Below are 20,841 nucleotides of genomic sequence, written 5' to 3'. Positions count from 1 at the left end.
TATCCTCCTTAATGTGCTAAGAGACTCAGTCTCTTCTCCAACTGGTTGACTGGTATCATGGCATCCCTGTCTGACACCTTGGAAAGGAACGATTCATTCATCGCCTTGGTGGAAAACATCATGGAATCCTGTTGGAACGGGAGCTTCTTTTTTCCATTCTTATCCTTGTCATCCTCTTTTTCCCTTTCCTCTCCATCACTGCCTTCCTCCGGCTTTTCTTCTGGCTCATCCGGCTTTTTCTTTTTCTCATCCTCATCAGAATCGAAAAGGATCTTATCCGCAAAGCCAAGCTCCACCGCCTTCTTGGCATTGAACCAAGTCTCGTCATCCATCATGTGCGAGAGCCTTGCACGGGTCAGCCCCGTCTTGAATTCATAGGCATTCAGGATGGACTCCTTGACTTCATTCAGCATGGCGATTGCCTTCTGCATGTCCTTCGCCTCGCCCATTGCCATCGTTGCTGGATTATGGATCATCATCATTGCCACTGGGGATACACAGACCGTATCTCCTGCCATAGCGATCACGGATGCCGCCGAGGCTGCAATGCCGTCAATCTTGACCGTCACGCTTCCCTTATAATCACGGAGCATGTTGTAGATCTGGGCTGCTGCAAACACATCACCGCCCGGTGAATTGATCCACACCGTGATATTTCCATTTCCGGCATTCAGTTCATCCTTGAAAAGCTGAGGGGTGACTTCATCCCCGTACCACGTTTCATCCGAAATCATGCCATTTAAAAAGAGCGTCCTTTCCATGTCAGGCACGCTCTCATCTTCATTCCTTATCCAGTTCCAAAACTTCCGCTTCATCGTTTACCTCTCTTTCCGCTGTTTTCCTGTTCCGCAGCGTTCTGCTGTCCTGTATCCGTCTTGGCAAAAGCTCCCGCATCCGCAAGTTTGGTCATTGCACCGTTTATCAGGTACAGGTTGCCCCCTTCCTCATCAGGGATCGGGTTCATGTTCTCCATCTCACGGATATCATTGGCAGAAAACCATCCGTTCTGCCTTCCGACCGCATAGCCGTTCATTCTTGACTGATAATCCCCTCTCAGCAGACCGTCCACGTTCAGCTTGATAAAATACTTTCCTTTTTCTCCCGGCAGAAGGAGCGATCTCTGTAAGGACTGCTCCCATCGGATCACCCACGGGTCAAGTGTGTATTTTACGAACTCCAAGGACTGCTGCTCTATATTGGAAAAGCTCGACTTATCAAGGTCACCGACCATGTGGGGCGGTATCCTGTAAAGCCTTGCGATCTCATTGATCTGGAATTTTCTTGTCTCAAGGAACTGTGCCTCTTCCGGCGGGATGCCTATCTGCTGATACTTCATGCCTTCTTCAAGCACTGCGATCTTGTGTGCGTTGTTCACGCCGCGGTACACGGAGTTCCAAGACTCACGCACTTTTGACGGGTCTTTCAGTACTCCCGGATGCTCCAGAACCCCGCCCGGATTTGCCCCGTTTGCAAAGAAACTCGCCCCGTATTCCTCACAGGCAAGCGTCATGCCGACAGCATTCTTTGCCATCGCAATCGGGGAATATCCGATCAGCCCGTCAAATCCCAGTCCGGGGATATGAAGCACATCTTCGGCTTTCAGTTTGATATTGCCGTATTCCTTGAACATTGGGTTCTCATCACTGTTTCTGGAATACACATAATAGATGTTTCCTTTGTCATCCCTCTGCACGTCCATCTTATCTGGGAGAAGCGGATACAATCCGAGCACCCTTCCTGCCCCGTCCCTTATGATCTGGGCATAAGCATTTCCCCATATTAAAAGATGGCTCATCAGTGTTTCCCTGAACACAAATGAAGTCATCTCCGGGTTCGGCTCATCATGGAGCAGATAATATAACGGATGGTCATGCACCAGCTTCTTTCCTCCGTCATCCTGATACTCATATACATGAAGCGGTAAGGATGCGACTGCCTCCGCAAGGATTCTGACACAGGCATATACTGCCGTGGTCTGCATTGCTGTTCTTTCATTGACAGGCTTTCCGCTCGTTGTCCTTCCAAACAAAAACGAATATCCTGCATCTGCTGCTTTGTCCACAGGCTTATCCCTTGCCTGTCCGAATCCGAATAAACTCTTAATTCCCATGTGACACCTCCTAAAAATGGGTACAAAAAAAGCACCTCCGAAGAAGTGCCGTTCCTGATCATCTCTTATAATTGTTCAGTCTTGGGAACTCTTTCCCATTCCTGTAGTAATAATATTTCCTCAGTGCATTCTGCATTGGATTTTTCTTTGGGTTCTCAAGCGGTTTCAGTTTCATCAGCGAATCATACATGAGATCATCATCCGCTACCACAGTTTCCAGATCCAGTCCGAGGATCTCTTCTGCTTTCAGTGCAAGAGATTTCCTTGTCTGTGCCCCGTGCTCACCGCTCAGTTTCGGGTCTTTTTCCATACTGTTCATAAAAAATTCTTCCTGCATTCGAAATGCCTCCCTGTGCTTTTCCTATATCTTAGCACAGAAACATGCAGCCGGATTATGATTTTACAGAATCATACACGGCTGCATCAGAATACCAGAATGCCCCTGTCATCATACACGCTTCCATCACTGCCTTCATTTCTGATTGCACGGTCAAGTGCCATAACGGTTGCAACGGCCCCGTCAATCTTCTCCGTGGATTTTTCCTTATCCATTTTGATGTTCCCTGCCGGGTCCTGACGGACAAACACATTATCCATCATCCACCGCAGCACCTTATGTCCGCCATGAGCGATCCGCTCCTCCAATATCAGTTTCATCAATTCCTTGGTGGGTGGACTCATATCCTTATAACCCTGTCCGAACGGGACAACGGTAAATCCCATGCCCTCAAGGTTCTGCACCATCTGCACAGCTCCCCATCGGTCAAATGCGATTTCCTTAATATGAAATTTCGTGCCAAGCTCATCAATGAACTGCTCAATAAATCCATAATGGATGACATTCCCCTCCGTGGTCTTTAAGCACCCTTCGGCAGCCCAGACATCATATGGGACATGGTCCCTTCGGACACGCAGCCTCATGTTATCCTCTGGTATCCAGAAATACGGAAGGATCACATATTTCTCCGTATCATTTCTTGGAGGGAACACAAGCACGAATGCCGTGATATCCGTGGAACTTGAAAGGTCGAGTCCGCCATAGCATTCCCTTCCGAGAAGTTCCTCTTCATTCACAGAAAAGGAACAGGCATCCCATTTATCCATCTGCATCCATCGTGTGCTCTGTTTCACCCACTGGTTCAGACGGAGCTGCCGGAACACATTCTCCTCTGCTGCATTTTCTTTTGCACTGACATATGCATTCTGCACTTTCTCAATATCGATCGTATATCCAAGGGAAGGATTGGCTTTGTACCATACTTCCTCGCTCGACCAGTCATCCTCATCGGATGCCCCGTAAATAACCGGGTAAAAAGTCGGGTCGATTTTTCTTCCCTCAATGATATCCAGTGCCTTCTGGTGCTGTTCAAAACACACGGAATTCCTGTCCGTCCCTGCTGTTGTGATCAGGAAGAACAGGGGCTGTGTTCTGGCATCGCCGGAACCTTTGGTCATGACATCGAACAGTTCCCTGTTCGGCTGTGCATGCAGCTCATCAAAAATAACCGCATGGACATTCAGGCCATGCTTGGTGTATGCCTCTGCCGACAGCACCTGATAAAAGCTGTTGGTCGGTTTATATACAAGCCTTTTCACGGACATGACAGGCTTGATCCTTTTCTTCAGTGCCGGACACTGATCTACCATATCCACCGCAACATCGAATACGATGGAAGCCTGCTGTCTGTCGGAAGCACAGCCGTAAACCTCTGCTCCCCACTCACCGTCACCGCATGTCATATAAAGTGCGATGGCTGCTGCCAGTTCTGACTTCCCGTTCTTCTTCGGTATCTCGCAGTAACAGGTGTTGTACTGCCTGTACCCGTTTTCCTTTACCGTCCCGTAAAGAGTGCGGATGATCTCATCCTGCCAAGGGAGAAGCTCAAATGGAACTCCCCTCCACCTTCCTTTGGTGTGTTTCAGGCAGTTTATAAAATTGACCGCATGGTCTGCTTTTGCTTCATCAAACATTATCCTGCACCGCCTTTCACAAGCAGAAGCTCCATTTCATCGTTCTGTTTATCTTCCCCGCTGTCCGTAACGATACGGCTTCTCGCAGAAGGTGTGAGTCCGAACTGTTCACAGAACTTATTCATGATCTTTAGATAGGTCTGTGCAATGGATACCTGTGGTACCTGCTGCCAGTATCCGCTCGGAGTCTTTACGATAGTTCCATGCTGTGTAATGAACTCCTCTGCTTCTTTCCATCTCGCATAAGCCTGACAGTATCCTGCGAATGCTGCCATATCTATTTCAGTCAGGATACCGAGATGCTCTAGCTGCTTCGCCATCCTCTTCCATTCCTTTTTTGCCTCATCCTCAAGCCATGCCGGACAGCGCGGGGCCTTTTTCTCAGGCTTCGGTTCGCCCGTGTTAAGGCTTCTCTTGCCCGGATTGCCCTCAAGCACCTTTACTGCCGTAGGCTGTTACAACGCATTTTATTTGATGCCATAATTTGCAGAATTCGGAAAATTAAAACATCCCATTTTTAGCCTTGTTATAACGGTAATAATTTTTTCTATTACTGTTATAACAAGGATTCCAGGGGTTCGGGGATGGAAGATCCCCGTATTATTTCTGCACTATTTATTTTTCTGAAAATGGCATATTATAATGTGCTGATCAACACCGTAGGCTTTGGTTTTCTTCCTCTCTGTGCCACTGTCCTCACCTCCTCGTAAAAATGGCAACAAAAAAAGACCTCCGAAGAAGCCTTTTTATATAACTGCTATCTGATTGACCTGTGTATGGTTTCGATAATTTCTTCCTGTTCTTCTCTGCTCACGCCCATGCTTGCAAGTGCCTCACGGGTTCCACAGTCTGGGCAGATAAGCGTCTGGTTGTCTTCCCTTGAAAGGGCGGGTGTCCTTGCGTATCTTGCCCCGCATTTCGGACATATTCTTATTCTTAATGTTTCAGTCTTCATATCCAGCCTCCTTCACTGCCCTGATCTGTGCCTCGGAAAGATAATGCTCATCAAATCCGAAACTGATATAACCTTCAAGGCATGTTCTTACATAGGAAAGGGAAGGAATCCTGATTTTCCGTTCTTCGTGCATGATGTACACAAAGCATTTTCTTTTCCTTATTTTCCCCGTCCGTATTCCCTTGATATCCAGTTCCATATCCTTTTTGTAATAAAAAACCGGGCATCCTTCATAGCGGTCAAGTGCCGCTTCATCTGCTTCGGTAACGTTCCAGACTGCAACGGGAACCTCACCGCCTTCCTTTGGTTCAATCGTAAGGTATGCACCTGTAAGGCTTCCCTTGAAAAGCAGTTCATAATCCTTGATGACTGCCGTTCCCATGACCTTTGCGGTCGGACACCTCATTTTCATCTGCCGTAAATTCAGGTTGCTGCCATAAGCAATGTAATATCTTTTCTCCATAATGCTCCATCCTTTCTGAAGGGAACACCCTTCTACCACCTTAAGACCGCACATGGCGGTCAATGCTCCAAGGTGGCAGGAGGCTGTTCTCTTCAAGCAGCCCTTCCGCTTCTGAAAGCGGTGTCTCCTGCAAGTCTCTTTGTAAGGATGTCCCTTGCGGTCTTGAATTCATCCCCGATGAATCCAAGGCGTAAAAGCCATGTCCTCATTGCGTATTTCGGATTTTCTGTCTGCTGCGGCTTCGGGCTTGCCGACCTTACTTCCTTCGCCATCTGGCTGAGTGCAAGGCATAGCTGGATGTAGCTCTTAAGCTGTCCCGCATGCAGTCCATTCAGCTTGCCGTCAGCGGGTGCATCAAATTGGAAAAGTCTGAACTCGACCGTTCCCTTTGTGAATGTTGCATGGTAGTTGAGCATATGGTACCGGCTGTCATTGTAATGCTGATCTCTTCCGTAGCTTGCCCCGTTTGCCGTGTACCAGATGTCTGCCAAGGCTGCCATCGTCTTTGGCTTCTTCTTGTTGAGTTCCTTAAGGAATCTTGGGTCTACCGTTTTGCAGTATCGGTTCATTCTCCAACTGTTGAGGTTTAAGGCATTCGCCAGAAGGTTTTCATGCCCCGCCATGATATTTGCAAGATTTCTCAAGGTCTGCGGTGTATGTCCGTTTGCCCCGATGTGGATGTGGACTCCGCATCCCCTTGTGGCATCGCTCTTGGCTCCTGCATGTCTGAGTTTTCTTACCAGCGCCTGAAGTGTCTCAATGTCGCTGTAGTGAAGTATCGGGGTGACCATCTCACATTTTTCTTCATCAGGTCCCGCAATGCTTACGTCCCTCTGGAATTTCCATTCCCTTCCGTCCGCATCCCATGCTGACCAAGTGTAGTAGCCGTTTCTTGATGCCGTATATTCAAATCTTCCTGTTCCGAAGAAGTCTGCCGCAATCCTTGCTGCCTTCTCCCTTTTTATGTGGTTCATCTCAACCTCGACCCCGATGGTCTGCTTCTTCATTTCCTCAATCTGTCTTGCTGTTTTTTCGTTCATGGTATGTACCTCCGTTTATTTTCTTTCCCTTTCGGTAGGTACATATTCGCTCTAAAACACACATATATCCAGTTATATCACACCCATAAACTGCACAAAGATCTCAAGGGAAAACTGTACATATTATGACTGTATTTTTCTCCATTCATCAACACCATATATCAGTGCAAGTGATCCGTTGCCTTCCCAAGATGTATGAAGCTGTCCTGCATCGTCCACAAATTCCACTGTCCCAATGGTTCCTGACGGAATCTTTCGATATGGGTCATCAAGGCGGATAAGCTCCACCTTGGTTCCCGAAGGATATTCTTTTCTCAGTCTTTCCAGCGTCTGTCTGTTTACTCCGAACATACCGTTGTCCCCCTTTCTGCCCTGCGGTTTGCTTTCCATTTTTCCGCATCTTCCGGGGTTCTGAATGCCGTGTGTCCTTTCAGCCCCTTAAGGAAAAATGCCCTTGTTTCTTTTCCTTCGCTTCCGCTGAATCCAAGGGATACAAGCCATGCCCTCATGTAATATTTTTCATTTTCTTCAATAGTCTGCTTCGGATTCACACGCTTCTGTTCGGAAGCTCTCTTTACCATTGCCGATGCAAGTCGGCAATATTCCATCATGTTCTCTGTCTGCGGAAATCCCGTGAAGATGATGTTCCCGTCTTTAAATGTGACTCCCGTGCATCCGCCCTGTTCCATAATAAAATCTGCTGCTGATACGGCATCCTCAAATGTTTTTTCAGCAAGTGTATCCGTCAGGGTGTCCGTAATCAGAATGCACTCCCTTCCGACTGCCCTGTTGATAAGGTACTGTTTGGAATGCATCATGTTTATCAGGTTGATGATGCCCTGCGGTGTCATTTCCCCGATTGGAATTTTGATTTCAGCTTCGCTTCCGCTTTCTTCCTGCGGTGTTTCCTGTGTTTCTTCCGTTACTGCTACATCGTTCTGGAAAAGCACCCTTCTCACCTCATCTTCCATGCTGTCATCTTCAAAAATGACCTTTGATTCCCTGTCCACCGTAATGTTTCCAATCTGGTATGCAAAACTCGGTGGTCCAAGGTAAACCGCCCTTTCCCCGAAATGTTCGGATAAGGTTTTTACCAATGATTTTCTGTTCTCAGCGTTTGTAATAATTTCCATTCTGCTGTGCTCCTTTCCTTTTGGTAGTACCATATATCACTCTGAATGCCCGTATAGTCAAGCTAATAATGGTACTATCCAAAAAGAAAATGGATCATCAGTTTCTGGACTCCGGAAGTGACATCGCAACCGCATAAGCAACCGTTGCGGTGACTGCATTTCCGGCCTGTTTATAAAGCTGTGCATCGGAGTTGACGGCAGAGGCACGGTCAAAAAGCTCATCAGAAAATCCCTGTAAGCGGAAGCACTCCCTCGGAGTCAGCCGTCTGATGCGGCCGCCCCTCATGAGCGTTCCCATCTGCCCGGAACAGTCCAGTGTCTGGGAGCATCCTTTTCCAACCCTTCCCCTTCTTGTCTCACTGTCTGGGTAGGCAAGGTTGATGCCGTCCCCTTCCCGTGCCACTTCATATCCTGCCTTCGTGGCATTTTTCACTTTGACGGAATCCACCTTTTCACAGACATACACACCGTGCCTGTCCTGTGAGGTCAGGGTGAACATCGGCTCTCCATCCTCTTTCATCCTTCTTCCGTTCTGCCGTTTCTCCATCCGCTCCGGTGTAAGCACCGGGTGGACTTCCAGCACGGCTGAGTTCATGGCGGTATGGTTGGTCATCCCGGCTGTGTACCTCGCTGTCAGGCATCTTGCCGTATCCGTGATCTTCGGATCATGGTTGCTCTGGTCGATGAAGTAAAGCCCTGTCTTGGCCCCGACACCGCCCGCATTCCCCACAAGGGTTGCGGAAATGCCGTCCGTCCCATAAACACGGTAGCCCTGCATGCCTCCTATAAGCTGGTTAAGAGCTGCTGCGTTTTCTCCGGTGAGAGGTAATATTTCTCGTCTACCTCTGCTTCTAAGATTTGCGATAATGAACACACGCTCACGGTTCTGCGGGACTCCGAAGTTTTTGGAGTTAAGCACCTGCCACCGACAGTCATACCCTGCTTCGTCCATTTCAGACAGAACTGAGGCAAAATCGAATCCTGCATTGATCGATAACAGGTTCTTAACGTTCTCAACAAGTAGGTATGAGGGTTTAGCACTTTCCTCTTTGCCTTTGAGGAGGTCAATAATGTTGTAATATATTCCACTTCTTTTTCCGACCAGTCCCCGCTGTTTTCCGGCAACGGAGATATCCTGGCATGGGAATCCGAAGCACCAGATGTCTGCATAGGGGACATCTTCGGGTTTAAGTTTTGTGACATCATGAGCTTTCCACTCTCCTTCCGTATCATACATTGCCTCATATGAGGCTCTTGCAAATTTATCATATTCACAGTACCCGATGCATTTATGGCCGGCAGTTTCAAGACCGAGCCTGAAGCCACCGATGCCGGAACATAAATCAAGGAAGGTCATCTGTTTCATTATACTGCCCTCCCTTGCATAATTGCTGATATGAAATTTTCATATCGTCACGGATGACAAATACATCCGCATCCGAACCGCACTGTTCAATGTAGCGGTTTACGATCACATCCACAAACTTCTCATCCAGTTCGATGCCGTAGCAGATACGGTGTGTCTGTTCACAGGCGATCAGCGTAGAACCGGAACCAAGGAACGGATCAAGCACGATGCAGTTGCTCATGCAGGAGTTCTGGATCGGGTATGCCATAAGCGCCACAGGCTTCATGGTCGGATGGTCCTTGCTTGCCTTCGGACGGTCATATTCCCAGATGGTGGTCTGCTTCCTGTCGGAATACCACTGGTGCTTCCCGCCCTTCTTCCATCCGAACAGACACGGTTCATGCTGCCACTGATACGGGCTTCTTCCAAGAACCAGTGCATTCTTCTTCCAGATGCAGCACCCGGAAAGATAAAATCCGGCATCCTTGAATGCCTTTCTGAAATTCAGCCCCTCCGTATCCGCATGGAATACATAAATGGAAGCATCCTGTTCCATTGACTGTTCCATATTTACAAATGCAGCAAACAGGAACTTATAGAAATCCTCATCCGGCATGTTGTCATTTTTGATCTTGCCGGCCGTTTCCTCAACATTTACATTGTATGGCGGATCAGTCAGGACAAGATTTGCTTTCCGTCCATCCATCAGCCTTTCATATGTTTCCGGCAGAATGGAATCACCGCAGATGACACGGTGCTTTCCAAGTAGCCATACATCCCCTGTCTTTGCCACGGTCGGCTTTGCAAGCTCCGCTTCCACATCGAAGTCATCTTCCGTGATCTTCTTATCATGCACGGAATTAAAAAGCTGTTCGATCTCTGGCGGTTCAAAGCCCGTGATGCCGACATCAAACGCTGAATCCTCAAGGTCTTTGATGAGATCTGCCAGAAGTTCCTTATTCCACTCACCCGTAATTTTATTAAGGGCAACATTGAGTGCCTTTTCCTTGGTCTTGTCAATATCGACCACGATACACTCCACTTCCGTGTACCCGAGGTCTGCAAGGACCGTGGCTCTCTGGTGTCCTCCGATAATGGTCATGTCTGAGTTGATAATGATCGGCTCGACATAACCAAACTCTTTAATGGAGTTCTTGATTTTTTCATATTCCTTATCACCCGGTTTTAACTTCTTCCTCGGATTATAGGAAGCCGGGATAAGGTCTGCTATTTTATAACTCTGAAACTGCATCTTCCATATCCTCCTCTGCTAAAAATCTGTGCCGGAAATAACATTCACGGCCGCAGTATTTTCTGTTCTTGTTTCCATAGGAAATGAAAGGCTTCCCGCACTGCTCACATACAAGCGTGTAGGAAGCCTTCTCGCTTTTCTTCACTGCTTCCGGGTGTGCCTTCCACCATTCCCTTCTGCATTTTTCACAGCAGAACCTTCTCGGTCTGCCAGTCTTCGGCTGCGTGATCGGATTACCGCAGAAGTGGCACACCTCTTTACCGTCCACCATGAGTTTCATATTTTTTGAAACCACCGTGGCGTATCCGGCAAGGTTATGTCTCTTGCAGTAATTCCTTACGATGTCACGGGACAGTCCGATTGCCATTCCGATGGCTTTATATCCCATCCCCTTCATCCGCATCTCATTGATCTGCTTTGCCTGTGCGTCCGTCATCCTTTCCACTCTCCTTCCGGCACACAAAAAAAGACCGGAAAAACAATGTTTTTACACTGTTTTCCAGCCTTAAATAATGCTTTTTCCTGATTTTCCGGCAAAAAGAAATACCCCTTTTTGCCGTGTTTTAAGTACATTCTGCGAAAATTACCATACCCTTTTTATATCCCCCCTGTTTAATTCTGCGAAAATTCACGCAAAGGGGGCCATCGGTCTTCAGCGGTTCAGACTGTAGAGATTCAGATACCCCCACGGTCTGCCGTCAGAACCGATACTCAGGATTGTTATCTTCGTTCCATGTCTTTTTATCATGACAGGGCTTGCACAGGCTCTGCCAGTTCTTCTCGTCCCAGAACAGGACGGGATCACCACGGTGCGGTCTGATATGATCGACCACGGTTGCTGTCACTGCATGACCTTCCTTTAAGCACTGAACACACAAAGGATGTGCCTTCAGGTATCTTGCCCTTGCCTTCTGCCACTGCCTGTTGTAACCACGCTTGCTGCTGCTCGCCCTGTCACCACGGTGCAGTGCTTCATGCTCCTCGCAGTACAGTCCGTCTGTCAGCTTCGGACATCCGGGGTGTCTGCACGGCTTCTTTGGTTTCATCGGCATCCGCCATTCCTCCCTTCTATGTACACGGGCGGTGTGAAAGGATTGGAAAGACACCGCCTTGCGGCAACATAAAAAGGAGCGTTTCCGCTCCCTTTCTTTTTTGCCATCTTAATCATAGCAGATGTAAATTAAAAAGTCAGTACACCCTTAGTACACCTTTGGTGCACCTCTAGTACACCATCCAATCATCATGTTTCTCGCTTTCCACAAAGTATTTATAACCATGATCCTTAAGAATTTTTTTAATTGCTTTTTCTAAACGTTCCTGATCATTTGATGTTGTATATTTGATACACTCTAAACTGATACCGTTCTGCTCACAATATTGTCTTTTTCTATCATCATACTTTATCTGCCGATCAAATCTATCCGATGCATAGCTGTTATCTTCTGCCACATAAGTTCCAAATTCATCATAATAACCTTTTTTATAGTGATGCGGTCCCTGTAATTCTATAGCCAGGTCAAAGATTGGTTTTCCATCTTTATCAGAAGATTTAGACAACACAAAATCAAAACGAAGCCCTCTGCCCGAATCACCTACTAAGCCGTCAAAAGATTTCTCCCTGATATAGGTAATTCCTAACTGATCCAACAGATCCATTGTTTTTGCTTCAAAAGATGATATCTCATGACAACTGCAGCATTTAGCCAAATAATAGCCTCTGTCCTCATCATAAAGGACTTTCATATTAGATGAAAGTATGTCCTCTTCTTTTCCACAGATTTGACAGACACATGCATATTTTTTTGCAATTGTTATTATAGGTTTTCCATACCCCGATTTGTCCAACGATAAATGCTGTGGATCTATACACTCTTTTATAAAATAGCTGTCCCAATACTGATTTGAAAAATCTCTTTTATACGAAGAATCATAATGAACTACAGCCTCAAAATCATCATATCTGTGCTTTTCTTCGTATTGTTCCTGCTCTTTTCTCCTTTGCTCTCGTTCAGCTTCGTCTCGCTCCTTATCATATCGGAATGATAGCTGACAACTCTTTTCTACTGTTTCCATTATCTGTTTTGAAAAGATATTGCATTCCTGTTCATATTTTTTATTATATGGTTGTTTAGCTGCAATACTCTTTTCTATATCATCATATTCATCTAGTATTTTTTGTAGATATGACACCATCGGTGCCAGTGACTTCTTTCTGTACCACTGTGCCCACGAATTTGCAAAACTAATGGCATCTTCGTTTTCCAGATTCTTTATAAATCTATGTTTTGGTTCAGTCATATCCGCCACCATAGCAGCTATTTTTTCTCTGCCATATTTTTTTACAAGTTTTTCTTTATCATCATACGAATATTTTCTATCCAATTCGGGTCTTTGCTTTGGGAACGCTAACCCATTCGGAACTAGATAATCATTGCCATAATTTCTTTCGTAATGATATTTCTCCTTACAACTGTCACAGAAAATCTCAACTGCCGTATCATTCTCTTTTTCCTGTCCCCAGTCATTTGACAAATATATTCTGTAAAATTGCAAATAGCCTTTTCCACAAGCACATTTTGCACTATATGGTTTTCTGTAATCTTCTTCATATGACATAGAACATCACTTCCTTCCCAAGTCCCAAACATATTAAGATTTTACCATAACCCAAACAAAAAAGACAGCCGTCTGACTGCCTTAATTGTACTCTGCATATGCACCTATCTGTATCTGGAGTGCCACCGTGATCTGTTCCATGACCATGTCATCCAGCACTTTCCCGATTCTTTCTCCAAGTCTTGTTTTATCAAGGGTCTCCACCTGTTCTGCCAGTGCCATGCTCGGCTTGTTCAGACCGCTGCCTTTGGGAATCTGCACATGGGTCGGAAGATACTTCTTTTTCCACACCCTGGCAGACAACGGAACGACCGTGACCACTGGGGAATGCTTATTCGCCTTATTGTTGCTTACCACCAGTGCCGGACGGACACCGCCCTGCTTGCTTCCATCTTTTTCTCCAAAATCCACATAATAAATATCTCCACGCTTACACATAAAAACCTCCTATCCGAGGACAAAGGCTTCCACCTGTCTGTCCCTCAGTTCATACTGTTTATCAAGTTCCTTCAATGCTGCTTTTCTGTACTTTGCTATCATCGTATGGCTCACATGGTATCTTTCCATCATGATGTCCCATGTCATGTCCTCATCCAGAAGATCCGTGATAATGCTTCTATGTCTTTCATCCAGTCCGTTCACTGCATGCTCGAAAAAATCCAGTTCTTCCTTCAGGAACATATATCTGTGGAAAAGGAAACTGTACCACTCGTCATTCTCCCTTTCCATTGCAGTCTTATACTTGACTGCTATGTTTGCCGTTTTATCGGAAAGAGTGCTCGTCTGCACCCTTTCCCCTTCCTGGTGGGAGTAAAGCATGGAATCGATCATGTCCTGTTCGCTCACTCCCTGAAACTGACGGAGCTGGAACTCAGTCACGGTCAGTTCCTTTTTCATATTCTTATATTCCTTCATCATTACTTCTGCCGTCATCCGTCATACCTCCAATCCTTGCCTTTACTGCTTCTATCATCGCATTCTGTGTATTATCCTTTTTTTCGATTGCCCGGAGGATATCTTCATCGACCGTGCCTTCTGTCACCAGATGCTCTATGATGACCGTGTGTTTCTGCCCCTGTCTGTAAAGTCTGGCATTTAACTGCTGATACAGTTCAAGGGACCATGTAAGTGAAAACCATACGATGGTCGAGCCGCCTTCCTGAAGATTCAGTCCGTGTCCTGCCGATGCCGGATGGATCAGCGCCACCGGGATTTTCCCTTCATTCCAGTCCTCGATATCCTTCTTTGTATTGATATCCCTTGCCGGAAACCGTTTCAATATCCGCTCCCTGTCATGCTTGAACCAGTATGCAACCAGAAGCGGTTTCCCATTTGCCGATTCGATCAGGTCTTCCAGTGCATCCAGTTTTCTGTCATGGATATTACGGACATTGCCGGATTCATCATAGACCGCACCGTTTGCCATCTGCTGGAGTTTGTTGCTTAAGGCTGCTGCATTTACCGCATCGATGTCCTGTCCTTCCCCGTATTCTAGGATCATTTCATCTGCCATCCTGTCATAAAGTGCCTGTTCGGATTCCGACATGGATACGGTCACACGGTTGCTTATGCATTCCGGCATATCAAGATAATCCACGGCTTTCATGGAAATGCTGATATCGGAGATCAGTTCATATATTTTTTCTTCTGCTCCTTCCCTTGGCTTATACGAAAAAATGATCTCACGATTCCGCTTATCCGGAAGGAAGAACCTGTCACGGTATCCTCCGATGTATCTTCCAAGTCTCTGCCCCATATCAAGGATCCCTATCTCTGCCCATAAGTCCATGAGGTTTCCCGGTGTTCCCGTAAGCCCGACCACACGTTTTGCCATCGGTCTTACTTTTTTCAGGTCTTTGAACCTCTGTGTCTTCGGGGACTTGAAGCTCGACAGCTCATCGATCACGACCATGTCAAAATCAAAAAATATGTTTTTTGTCATCCAGGAAACATTGTCCCTTCCGATGATCGTCACATCGGCTCCTGACAGAAGTGCTTCCTTTCTCTGCCCTGCAGTCCCCATTGCCACGGCAAATGTCATGCCGTAAAGATGCTCCCACTTTTTTATCTCAGCCGGCCATGTGGTCTCTGCCACACGTTTCGGTGCGATCACCAGGATCCGTCTTACTTCAAAATAGTCAAACAGCAGAAGCCACAGTGCTGTAAGCGTAATGACCGTTTTGCCAAGTCCCATGTCAAGGATCAAGCAGCTCACGGGATGTCCGATTATAAAATCTGTTGCAAACTGCTGATAATCATGTGCTTTGTATTTCATCAAGGATACCTCCAATCTGTTCGATATTATCAACTACATAAACGGGAAAGCCCAATCTCTCAAGCATCCTCTTTCTCTTCAGCTGAAGCGGTCTCGGCTTCTTCCCCGGTGCTTTCAGTTCCACAAATGCCATTTTCCCGTCCGGCATCAGGACGATGCGGTCAGGCACTCCATTCATACCGGGTGATACGAACTTCAGCGCCATGCCTTTCCGCTTTCTAGCTTCTTCCCTCAAATGTCTCTCTACTGTACTTTCTAGCAAAACCAGATACCTCCTTTGCCGATTGCGGTTGCCATATGCCTTTAACTCCTATACGCGCATATATACATGAATTGCTCTTTTTATCTTTATTTTTAATTCTCAACTGGATTTAATGGGAAACTGGGAAACTAAGAACCGCAACCCCTTATTTTCCAAGGTGTCAGCACGGTTTCCGACTACCGTTGCCCATCTGCATCTGGGAAACCTCGGAAACCGCCTAACGGGTTTCCTCTGGTTTCTCATCCATCCTCACAAAAGTCTTCTGCACTCCGTAAAGGGGGACTTTGGTCTTGCCCGTGGTATTGGGATCATACTTCTTCCATCCCCCGATCTTGTTTAAGATGCCTTCGATCTCATAGGAATCTGCCTTCTTTAAGTTCTGGCGCTCCTTGCCGAAGCACTCCACCCAGATCTCCATGATGCAAACACGCTCACGCATGACCGTTCCTTTGACACCGACCGTCTCGAACTCTCCTCCGCCAAGGAATGCCCTTCTCTGGTAAATATCCATTGATGCCCAGTTGTCCGGCAGCAGTCTGTCAAGATAGTCCTGCACGATGCCCTCACGGTCATCCGACTCCATTGCCTCCTGCTGCATCTTGTATGCTTCCTCTGCCTCCGCTCCTTTTAAGAACAGCTCCTCGCCTTCGTTATACAGATGGATTGCCTCTGCCCAGATCTGGTCGACACAGTCAAGCTCCCACGGATGGTGTTTTCCTGTTCCCGGCACATGCACCGGCCAGAACCTTCTGTTTCCTGTTACGTCACGTAAAAATCCGCCCTCGGAGTTGGTGCTTCCCACGATGATGCATTTTCTTGGATGTGACTCTACATTGACTCCGTATGCCTGACGGAACTTATCATCCTGACGGGTGACAAAGGACTTTACTACCTCGACTTCCGTCTTGCGGATACCGTTCATCTCACTGATCTCAAGTATCCAGTTTCCGAGCAGCTTCTCGGCAGCAGTCTTGTCCCTCATATCCGAAATGGATAAAGAATCTGAGAACCACTGCTTTCCAAGGATGGCAAAGAAGGTGGATTTTCCCATCCCCTGAGGACCGTTCAGCACAAGGATGGAGTCGAACTTCACTCCAGGCTTATAGATACGTGCTACCGCAGCCACCAGTGTCTTGCGGATGACTGCCCTTGTATATGGTGAGTCTTTCGCACCGAAGTAGTTGATGAGCAGTGTATCGATACGCTCCTGTCCGTCCCAGTGAAGCGTTGCAAAATAATCTTTGATTGGATGATAGAGCCTGTCGGATGACACTACGGCAAGCAGTGCATCCTTAAACTTGGTCGGTGACCAGATCCCGTACACCCTCTCGAAATACACCTTTGCATTCGCAAGGTCGGAGTCATTCCATCCGGGCTTTACCTGTTTCCACGGAAGCGGACCGATGACATCAATGGTATCCTTGAACTCGTTGTACACGATGTGCTTGAAGTTCTCATCGTTGCGGATGATCAGTGCGATGTTCTGCAGTGTATCCTTGATATTTCCCCTGCGGTCAAGTGCCAGCTTGTTCTGCCAGTCCTCATCCGTCTCTGCGGAAAATTCCTGTACCGCCAGCTCCTGTCTTTCCCTGGCAAGCGTGTTCTTCACTTCTTCATCTGCAGAAGCAAAATCCTGCATGGCTTTGAAAGAAGGGAGTTTTCCCGGCTCTGTCCCTTCGGCTGCCCTTGCATCCTTGTCCCCAAATTTATGAAGCCTTATCACATCAAACGCATTCATCAGCTTTCCGCAGCATGGGTCTGTGGCATGGTGGCTGTATACGAACAGATCATCATAGACCACGACTCCGGCAGCCGAGTCCGCCGGAATATAATCGTATCTTCCGGGGATTGCCCTTGAATGCCTGTATACATCCGGGATGAATTTGTCGATTGCCTGCGTCACCGTGTATGTGCGGTTGAAAGCTCCGATCAGTCCGTCCTTGGAAAGCGGATCTGCCTGTTTCTTTATATCCCTCTGTACCACGAATGCCTGACGGTTGCTTACCGGCCATGCGGATACATCATGCCAGTCCTTATAGCGTGCCAGCACTTCATCCGGATCTACCTCTGCCCCATCGATCTCCTGAAACACATACTCCCCGTCACTTGAAGTGCTAGGCCAGTACATGAGTCTGGAAGGCTCATAGGTGGAATCATCAAAAAGCTCGATGCCGATATCCGATGCAAGCATACGGCTGACCGCACCATATTCATCAGGAGTCACATCCCTTGTCAGGAATATGATGATACGCAGTCTCGGTTTCTCCGGCGTATGCTTATGTGTGGAATACACCACCATCTTCATGTCAAAGAACATTTCCAGTTCATCAATGATGCCCTGTGTCCCGTAATCCATGTCAAGCGTGATGGCCGATCTGGATATCACGCAGTCCTTCTTTCTCCGCCCGCCCTTCAGTTTTCCAAGGACAAAGCCGCCGACATCCTTGATATTATCCTGCTGTCCCTTCGGCATCTTCCTGTACTGCTCCATTGTTTCTGCTGTATGCTTTGTCTTGGACAGACGGCTGACAAAATCCTCATATGTCATATCCGTGCAGTTAAATTTTTTGTCCATTCTTGAGTTTCCGATCGATACGAACATCCTTCTTTACCTCCTTCTTTTTACGCTTTTCCTGTTTCATGACCCGTCCGATTGCAATACCTGCGGTCGGATCCGGATACCCTTCCCTGTTGCATCCTCCCATAAGTTTCTCCTAATCTTTCTTGTAAAACGGACTTTCAAATCCGGCAGCCTTAAGCGGAAGCCCCTCACACCAGTCGGGGCATACCGCCATGATTCCATTGACTTCTTCCACCGAGGATGTTCCCTCCGGCACTTCAAGCACCACTTCATCATGGATATGGCACACGATATCAAATCCCTTCTTCTCCAGACGGAGCATTGCCTCTGCCAGTACATCCCTGGCGGTTGCCTGGACGATGTTCTCACAGAATTTTGCACCATAAGATTCGATCCTTGTCCACTTGCGGTTCGTGCCGATTCCTTCATAGCTGACACTTTCCGAGCCAAAGCGGTTCACGGTCATCCTTGGTCTTACATAGGACAGCACCCTTCCGGACGGCAGTGTGATCTTTAACATCCCGGACTGGTAATATACCGTAACCATTCCGACCTTTGTCATCTTCCGCTCCTTCACGGCTGCTTTTACCGCACCGTCGATCTCATACCAGTAATTCACGATGTGCGGATTGGCAGTCCGCCATGACTGCACCAGCCCTTTCAGTTCCTCTTCTTCCACAAAATTTAATGCTCCCATGCTGATGAGCGCACCTTCCGCACCGCCATACTGACAGGCAAGTGATGCCACCTTTCCCCTTGCACGGTACGGACTTCCCTTTGTGATCTCTCCGATTGGGATATGGAACATCTTGGATGCCGTCTGCTCATAGATCTTTCCGGCACCACGGAACTCCTCCATGACCCATCCCTCTCCGGCAAGGTAGCCCATGACCCTCGCCTCGATTGCTGAAAAATCGCTGACGATGAATCTGCATCCGGGTCTTGCCACGAATGCGGTACGGATCAGCTCCGAAAGCACATCCGGTGTGGAATCATACAAAAGCTCCACCAGGTCATATCTGCCTTCCTTTACAAGGGAGCGTGCCAGTTCCAGGTCTTCCATATGGTTCTGCGGAAGGTTATGGATCTGCACGAGTCTGCCAGCCCATCTGCCCGTGCGGTTAGCCCCGTAAAACTGTAATAATCCATGCACCCTGCCGTCAGGACATACCGAACGCTCCATTGCTTCGTACTTCTTTACGGATGTCTTTGACATGGCAAGTCTCAGCTTCATCATTTCTGCCACATCACCCTGTGTGTTCTCCACAAGTTCTTCCACGGCAGCCTTGGCAAGGGAATCCACCTCGATGCCCTTTTCATTCAGCCAGTCCTTGAGCTGCGATACGCTGTTCGGATTTTCCAGTCCTGATATCTCATATGCCTTCTTCGTTACCGTCTCCTTATACAGAAGGTCGCATGCCACAGCGTGTCCGATCAGCTCCTGATCCACCATGATGCCCCTGTCATTGATCCTCTGGTCCATGCAGTAGAGTTTCTGCTCCCTGTCCGGTATCGGGAACTTCGCAAGTTTATTCCTGATCTGTTTTTCCACATCCACGTCACGGGTGCAATATGTCTTGAACAGTTCCCACTTCTCCGGTGCATCAGACGGAAGATTCCTTGTCCTGCCCCCGTTTGCTTTGGTAGGCTTGCACGGCATACAGAAATAGCGGATGAGGTCTTTTCCCTCGGACATCTTTTTCTTATCAAGATTCAGCGCTTCCCCCACGCCTTCCAGTGACAGTGGAAGTGACAGCATGGATGCCTGTACAAGTGTGCATCTCCAACCTTCCGGTTTTAAGGAAAGACCGAAAAACCGGTTGATACAGTTCCGCTCGAATGCTGCATTATAAGCGGTCTTTATTACGGAATCATCCGTAAGGTATTCCATGATCTCATCCGGTATCTTCTCCCCGGATGCCAGGTCAATGATCTGTGTCGGTTCGTCATTCAGACTGTATGCAAACAAAAGGATCTCGAACTGCTCCGATGCTGCATACCTGTGTACCCCGCAGTCCGGCAGTGACACATCTGAATATGTTTCAATATCAATTGCAAGTGTGTCCATGCTTCTGTCCCTCCGCTCTTTTCTTTATTCTGCTGATCCCCGTTCTTGCTGCTTCCACATTGCCGGACTTCATCTGCCCTTTGATGGTGCGGTATGTGTTATACGGAATATATTTTTTTATGCTGTTAAGCTCCTTCATCAGTTCTTCCATGAAAGTACATCTCCTTTATGTATCCGGGCGGTGTATACCACCGCCCTTCCTATGATCTGCTGCTTTGTTTCTATGCGAGGAAATCGTCCTCCGCATCCACTGCCTCAAATTCATCCTTCGCATTGGCTCTGGAACCGAGAGGCTCTCCGTCCCTTAACTTCTGTACATTTCCAAGTCCGGCAGCAATGCCCTTGTTGCCGTTGCTGTTGTAAGCATAAAATGTAATGGATACCCTTCCGTAGCAGCCGGAATATACCTCGCTCTGGTCAAGGATCGGCTGTACCTGTCTGTCCACGATCTGAGGAGCCTGTTTGCTGTTGGCATTTAAGAACATACTGTCTGCATATGCCTCATCCTCCGGTCTATCGATGTCTCCGTCTCTGAGCGGTGTCTTCAGATTTGCCGGGATCTTACCGCCCCACTTGCCTTTTCCTTCATCCTTTGCTACCTCGATTGCCTTCTTGATCTTGGCGATGGTCTCCTTATCATTCTTGTCGATGATGCAGGAGACAGAGTATTTCGGTTCGCTTCCATTGATGGAATCCGGCTCCCACAGGTGTGCATAGCTGAGTCTGCAAGGTACGATTACTTTGGTTAAGTTTGCTGTTGTCATAAT

Annotated in this window: 24 protein-coding genes; all 24 read right to left on the bottom strand. The window is 47.5% G+C overall.

All coding sequences use genetic code 11. The features are described 5' to 3' along the window. Positions 1 to 8 precede the first annotated feature (8 nt). The gene (locus FXV78_RS12815) at positions 9 to 815 is read right to left on the bottom strand and encodes a head maturation protease, ClpP-related (protein WP_004843259.1); all 807 of its coding nucleotides are present in this window, start codon (positions 813 to 815) and stop codon (positions 9 to 11) included. Beyond that, the gene (locus FXV78_RS12810; RefSeq protein ID WP_004843260.1) at positions 812 to 2,110 is read right to left on the bottom strand and encodes a phage portal protein; all 1,299 of its coding nucleotides are present in this window, start codon (positions 2,108 to 2,110) and stop codon (positions 812 to 814) included. The genes FXV78_RS12815 and FXV78_RS12810 overlap by 4 nt, the downstream gene beginning before the upstream one ends. Before the next feature lie 58 nt (positions 2,111 to 2,168). Next, entirely contained in the window at positions 2,169 to 2,447 is a 279-nt protein-coding gene (locus tag FXV78_RS12805) for a hypothetical protein (protein ID WP_004843261.1), read from the bottom strand. A gap of 86 nt (positions 2,448 to 2,533) precedes the next feature. Continuing rightward, positions 2,534 to 4,081: a terminase large subunit gene (locus FXV78_RS12800; RefSeq protein WP_004843262.1), complete on the bottom strand. Its 1,548-nt coding sequence runs from the start codon at positions 4,079 to 4,081 to the stop codon at positions 2,534 to 2,536. Continuing rightward, on the bottom strand, positions 4,081 to 4,518 hold the full coding sequence (locus FXV78_RS12795) for a phage terminase small subunit P27 family (RefSeq protein ID WP_004843263.1): 438 nt from the start codon (positions 4,516 to 4,518) through the stop codon (positions 4,081 to 4,083). Before FXV78_RS12795 ends, FXV78_RS12800 begins: the two co-directional genes overlap by 1 nt. Before the next feature lie 320 nt (positions 4,519 to 4,838). Next, positions 4,839 to 5,036 carry a hypothetical protein gene (locus tag FXV78_RS12790; RefSeq protein WP_004843265.1) on the bottom strand — a complete coding sequence of 66 codons (198 nt, stop codon included), beginning with the start codon at positions 5,034 to 5,036 and terminating at the stop codon, positions 4,839 to 4,841. After that, complete coding sequence (locus FXV78_RS12785) at positions 5,026 to 5,499, bottom strand: gamma-glutamylcyclotransferase family protein (RefSeq protein ID WP_039959824.1); 474 nt, start codon at positions 5,497 to 5,499, stop codon at positions 5,026 to 5,028. Before FXV78_RS12785 ends, FXV78_RS12790 begins: the two co-directional genes overlap by 11 nt. Before the next feature lie 92 nt (positions 5,500 to 5,591). Further along, positions 5,592 to 6,539, bottom strand: a complete 948-nt coding sequence (locus FXV78_RS12780; RefSeq protein WP_004843267.1) for an amidoligase family protein — start codon at positions 6,537 to 6,539, stop codon at positions 5,592 to 5,594. 123 nt (positions 6,540 to 6,662) lie between these two features. Next, a complete protein-coding gene (locus FXV78_RS12775; protein ID WP_004843268.1) occupies positions 6,663 to 6,890 on the bottom strand; it encodes a DUF4314 domain-containing protein in 228 nt (75 codons plus the stop codon). Then, positions 6,878 to 7,672: a hypothetical protein gene (locus FXV78_RS12770; protein WP_233447380.1), complete on the bottom strand. Its 795-nt coding sequence runs from the start codon at positions 7,670 to 7,672 to the stop codon at positions 6,878 to 6,880. The genes FXV78_RS12775 and FXV78_RS12770 overlap by 13 nt, the downstream gene beginning before the upstream one ends. Positions 7,673 to 7,769: 97 nt before the next feature. Then, the gene (locus FXV78_RS12765) at positions 7,770 to 9,038 is read right to left on the bottom strand and encodes a DNA cytosine methyltransferase (RefSeq protein ID WP_004843270.1); all 1,269 of its coding nucleotides are present in this window, start codon (positions 9,036 to 9,038) and stop codon (positions 7,770 to 7,772) included. Beyond that, positions 9,016 to 10,272 carry a site-specific DNA-methyltransferase gene (locus tag FXV78_RS12760; RefSeq protein ID WP_004843271.1) on the bottom strand — a complete coding sequence of 419 codons (1,257 nt, stop codon included), beginning with the start codon at positions 10,270 to 10,272 and terminating at the stop codon, positions 9,016 to 9,018. Before FXV78_RS12760 ends, FXV78_RS12765 begins: the two co-directional genes overlap by 23 nt. Further along, on the bottom strand, positions 10,253 to 10,708 hold the full coding sequence (locus tag FXV78_RS12755) for a hypothetical protein (protein WP_004843272.1): 456 nt from the start codon (positions 10,706 to 10,708) through the stop codon (positions 10,253 to 10,255). The genes FXV78_RS12760 and FXV78_RS12755 overlap by 20 nt, the downstream gene beginning before the upstream one ends. A 262-nt stretch (positions 10,709 to 10,970) precedes the next feature. Next, on the bottom strand, positions 10,971 to 11,324 hold the full coding sequence (locus tag FXV78_RS12750; protein WP_004843274.1) for an HNH endonuclease: 354 nt from the start codon (positions 11,322 to 11,324) through the stop codon (positions 10,971 to 10,973). Positions 11,325 to 11,493: 169 nt separating this feature from the next. Further along, entirely contained in the window at positions 11,494 to 12,888 is a 1,395-nt protein-coding gene (locus FXV78_RS12745) for a hypothetical protein (RefSeq protein WP_004843276.1), read from the bottom strand. An 81-nt stretch (positions 12,889 to 12,969) separates the two neighbouring features. Beyond that, positions 12,970 to 13,326 (bottom strand): type II toxin-antitoxin system PemK/MazF family toxin, encoded by a 357-nt coding sequence (locus tag FXV78_RS12740; RefSeq protein WP_004843277.1) that lies wholly within the window; start codon positions 13,324 to 13,326, stop codon positions 12,970 to 12,972. Between the two features lie 9 nt (positions 13,327 to 13,335). Further along, positions 13,336 to 13,806 (bottom strand): hypothetical protein, encoded by a 471-nt coding sequence (locus FXV78_RS12735; RefSeq protein WP_004843278.1) that lies wholly within the window; start codon positions 13,804 to 13,806, stop codon positions 13,336 to 13,338. Next, complete coding sequence (locus FXV78_RS12730; RefSeq protein WP_004843279.1) at positions 13,790 to 15,163, bottom strand: SNF2-related protein; 1,374 nt, start codon at positions 15,161 to 15,163, stop codon at positions 13,790 to 13,792. The genes FXV78_RS12735 and FXV78_RS12730 overlap by 17 nt, the downstream gene beginning before the upstream one ends. Then, the gene (locus FXV78_RS12725) at positions 15,144 to 15,425 is read right to left on the bottom strand and encodes a VRR-NUC domain-containing protein (protein WP_004843280.1); all 282 of its coding nucleotides are present in this window, start codon (positions 15,423 to 15,425) and stop codon (positions 15,144 to 15,146) included. Before FXV78_RS12725 ends, FXV78_RS12730 begins: the two co-directional genes overlap by 20 nt. 217 nt (positions 15,426 to 15,642) lie before the next feature. Next, positions 15,643 to 18,000, bottom strand: coding sequence for a virulence-associated E family protein (locus FXV78_RS12720; protein WP_004843281.1), 2,358 nt, complete (start codon positions 17,998 to 18,000; stop codon positions 15,643 to 15,645). Further along, entirely contained in the window at positions 17,984 to 18,130 is a 147-nt protein-coding gene (locus tag FXV78_RS17960) for a hypothetical protein (protein ID WP_004843282.1), read from the bottom strand. The genes FXV78_RS12720 and FXV78_RS17960 overlap by 17 nt, the downstream gene beginning before the upstream one ends. Before the next feature lie 9 nt (positions 18,131 to 18,139). Beyond that, on the bottom strand, positions 18,140 to 20,074 hold the full coding sequence (locus FXV78_RS12715) for a DNA polymerase (protein ID WP_004843283.1): 1,935 nt from the start codon (positions 20,072 to 20,074) through the stop codon (positions 18,140 to 18,142). Beyond that, the gene (locus FXV78_RS17955) at positions 20,055 to 20,225 is read right to left on the bottom strand and encodes a hypothetical protein (protein ID WP_004843284.1); all 171 of its coding nucleotides are present in this window, start codon (positions 20,223 to 20,225) and stop codon (positions 20,055 to 20,057) included. The genes FXV78_RS12715 and FXV78_RS17955 overlap by 20 nt, the downstream gene beginning before the upstream one ends. A gap of 70 nt (positions 20,226 to 20,295) precedes the next feature. Beyond that, on the bottom strand, positions 20,296 to 20,838 hold the full coding sequence (locus tag FXV78_RS12710; RefSeq protein WP_004843285.1) for a DUF2815 family protein: 543 nt from the start codon (positions 20,836 to 20,838) through the stop codon (positions 20,296 to 20,298). Between the last annotated feature and the right edge of the window lie 3 nt (positions 20,839 to 20,841).

The organism is Mediterraneibacter gnavus ATCC 29149 (genome assembly GCF_008121495.1).
Lineage (GTDB): Bacteria > Bacillota > Clostridia > Lachnospirales > Lachnospiraceae > Mediterraneibacter > Mediterraneibacter gnavus.
Note: the sequence above shows the minus strand (reverse complement) of the source record. Positions and strands in the feature narration are given on the sequence as shown.